Below are 2836 nucleotides of genomic sequence, written 5' to 3'. Positions count from 1 at the left end.
AGGCAGCCGGCATGCATTCGCTTGATAAAGAACAGCGCGTGAATTTCGAAGTCGAAATCGGCCGCAACGGTAAGGCTTCGGCCATTAACCTGTCTTCAGCTGATTAATCAGCCGAAATGTTAAAAAAAGGGCTGCCGAAAGGCGGCCCTTTTTTGTGTCACGCGCCGACGTTTAGTCGAACAGCTCTTCAAGAAACGACTTTCTGCGCTTTTTATAAGGGTAGCCATGCCCATAGCCTTGGTGTTGCTGACCATAGCCTTGCGGTGGGAACCCACCTTGGGGTGGCGGTGCTGCTTGCGGGGCAGGGGCGGGTTGCGGAGGCATTTCTGCAGCAGCGCTGCGCTCGATAACTTTGTCGAGCTCCCCACGATCAAGCCAAACGCCACGACATTGCGGGCAATAATCAATTTCTACACCTTGGCGATCGCTCATCACCAGCGGTACCTTGCATACAGGGCACGGCATTCCAACGGCTGCGTTCATATCGAGTCTCCTCTTGTTGTCATATAAGCGGTCCGACATCGCCGTCACATGACGACCAGAGGGGCCCGGCCCGCTAACGAGAACTGGGGATGCGGCATCCAGTTTTCAAGAAGGGCATGCGCTAATTTCGTGCGGCGCCTGTCATCCACATTGCGGATAAAACGAGAATTGCCCGCAAAGGGGAAATGGCTACTATGAACCGCAGGTCAGCATGCAGGAAAACAGAAGAAGGCGTGAATGGTTAACGCGACTTCCCAAATGGCCAGTTGGTGATGTGCCCGACCCAAAAAGCGAGCCAGATCAGAACGGGCTGAAATGCCAGTCGCGGACCATGATACCACCAACTCAGCGTATTTCCGTCAAACGCGATGCCGTTGAGCGCATGGTTGAAGTTGGCTGGCCATACGCACAAGGCATAAAGGGCAAGGCCAATTGCGGCCCATTTGCGCGTCTGCGGGATCATTAGACCAACGGCTCCTGCGATTTCGGCAACGCCAGTGAATGCGACCATAATCTCCGGGAAGGGCACCCAGTGCGGCGTAATGGCTAAAAATCCGCCCGGCGACAAGAGGTGCAGGATCCCTGCCACTAGGTAGAACAAGGCGAGAATTACGCGGAGGCTGGAGCGGATCATTATCGTTTCCGCACGAACTCGGCGCGCAGCACTAGGCCCTTTATACCGTCGAAACGGCAATCGATCTCCTGCGCATCGCCCGTCAAGCGGATGGACTTGATCAGCGTTCCACGTTTTAGAGTTTGTCCAGCGCCCTTCACGGTTAAATCCTTAATCAAGGTTACTTGGTCGCCATCCACGAGCAGATTCCCAACCGCGTCGCGTACTTCAACGGCACCGTCTGCCTCAGTTGCTGTCTTGGCAGCGGCGACGCTTATCCATTCCCCAGATGCCTCGTCATAGACATAATCTTCGTCATTTGCGTCGCTCATGATGCACAATTCCTTATTGGCCTCCCACTGCCGTAGCGGCATTTCGCATCACGCGAAAGCCGGTTGCAATTTGCAACGATGTCAGTAAGATTTTCTCATAAATTGGAGAGGCATATGGCGCAGGCTGAGACGACTATAGATGTTTTGATCGTAGGAGCTGGATTGTCCGGCATCGGTGCTGCGGCGCACCTCACAATGCAATGCCCGAACAAGAGTTACGCCATTGTTGAGCAGCGCGCCGATATGGGTGGTACGTGGGATCTGTTCCGTTACCCCGGTATCCGGTCTGACTCCGACATGCACACTTTGGGATATCGCTTCAAACCATGGTTGCATGAAAAGACGATCGCGGATGGTCCATCCATTCACGAATATGTCCATGAAACCGCCGACGAATATGGAATTTCGCAGCATATCCATTTTGGCCATCGAGTTATCTCGGCCAATTGGTCAAGCCCAGATGCCCGCTGGCATGTGACGGCGAAGGCCGTTGATGGTGGCAAGGAACGTCACTTTGCCGCGCGTTTCCTGTTCATGTGCGCTGGCTATTATGATTATGACCAGGGCTACAAGCCCGACTTTGCAGGCGAAGCTGACTTTGGTGGCCAAATCATCCATCCGCAGCATTGGCCGAAGGATTTAGATTATAAGGGCAAGAAGGTAACCGTCATTGGTTCAGGTGCGACGGCGGTTACGATTGTTCCTGTTATGGCGGAACAGGGCGCGCAGGTGACCATGCTTCAGCGTTCGCCAACATATATGGTTTCGCGTCCTGCCATCGACCCATTTTCAAAATTCGTGCGCAAGATTATGCCCGAGAAACTGGCCTACGCGCTCACGCGGTGGCGCAACATAAACATGCAGCGCTTCACTTATTGGTATGCGCGCCGCAATCCCGCGAAACTGGGTGAGAAACTGGTCAACATGGCGCGGGAAGCGCTCCCTGCATCAGTTGATGTCGACACCCATTTTGTGCCAAAATACGGTCCATGGGAACAACGCTTGTGCCTCATTCCCGATAGCAACATGTTTACTGCGATTACCGAAGGCAAGGCTGAAGTTGTTACAGATCACATCGACCACTTCACCAAAACGGGTATTCAGTTAAAGTCTGGCAAGCACATTGGATCCGACATCATCATTACTGCCACTGGCTTGAACCTCGTGACGATGGGCAAAACCGCCATCAGCGTCGACGGGAAAGCCATAAATTTTGGTGAGCACTTCAATTATAAGGGCGTGATGTTTAACGACATCCCCAATTTTGCCAGCGTTTTTGGTTATATCAATGCGTCATGGACGTTGAAGACCGATATCGTCGCTGATTATGTCTGCCGCTTGCTTTGGAAAATGGACGATAAAAACGCGCTTGTGGCAACACCGGTTCTTGATGATCCCGATATGCCAA

The 2836-nt window shown here is 53.0% G+C and carries 4 protein-coding genes and 1 pseudogene; 2 read left to right on the top strand and 3 right to left on the bottom strand.

Annotated elements, in window-relative coordinates; translation table 11 throughout:
* Window positions 1-107: pseudogene (locus ACIQ2T_RS13030) on the top strand (cold-shock protein); the annotation flags it as partial.
* 64 nt (window positions 108-171) lie between these two features.
* On the opposite strand, the gene ACIQ2T_RS13025 reads toward ACIQ2T_RS13030, so the two are convergent.
* The 3 genes from ACIQ2T_RS13025 to ACIQ2T_RS13015 all read right to left on the bottom strand — a co-directional run bounded on the left by ACIQ2T_RS13025 (window position 172) and on the right by ACIQ2T_RS13015 (window position 1428).
* Complete coding sequence (locus ACIQ2T_RS13025; protein ID WP_397591177.1) at window positions 172-483, bottom strand: zf-TFIIB domain-containing protein; 312 nt, start codon at window positions 481-483, stop codon at window positions 172-174.
* A 241-nt stretch (window positions 484-724) separates the two neighbouring features.
* Window positions 725-1117 (bottom strand): DoxX family protein, encoded by a 393-nt coding sequence (locus ACIQ2T_RS13020; RefSeq protein WP_397591176.1) that lies wholly within the window; start codon window positions 1115-1117, stop codon window positions 725-727.
* Window positions 1117-1428, bottom strand: a complete 312-nt coding sequence (locus tag ACIQ2T_RS13015) for an alkylphosphonate utilization protein (protein ID WP_397591175.1) — start codon at window positions 1426-1428, stop codon at window positions 1117-1119. Before ACIQ2T_RS13015 ends, ACIQ2T_RS13020 begins: the two co-directional genes overlap by 1 nt.
* A 114-nt stretch (window positions 1429-1542) precedes the next feature.
* On the opposite strand from ACIQ2T_RS13015, the gene ACIQ2T_RS13010 reads away from it, so the two are divergent.
* The coding region (locus ACIQ2T_RS13010) for a flavin-containing monooxygenase (RefSeq protein ID WP_397591174.1) at window positions 1543-2836 on the top strand (1294 nt) is incomplete at its 3' end.

It is taken from the genome of Sphingorhabdus sp. (assembly GCF_044357595.1).
GTDB lineage: Bacteria > Pseudomonadota > Alphaproteobacteria > Sphingomonadales > Sphingomonadaceae > Sphingorhabdus_B.
Note: the sequence above shows the minus strand (reverse complement) of the source record. Positions and strands in the feature narration are given on the sequence as shown.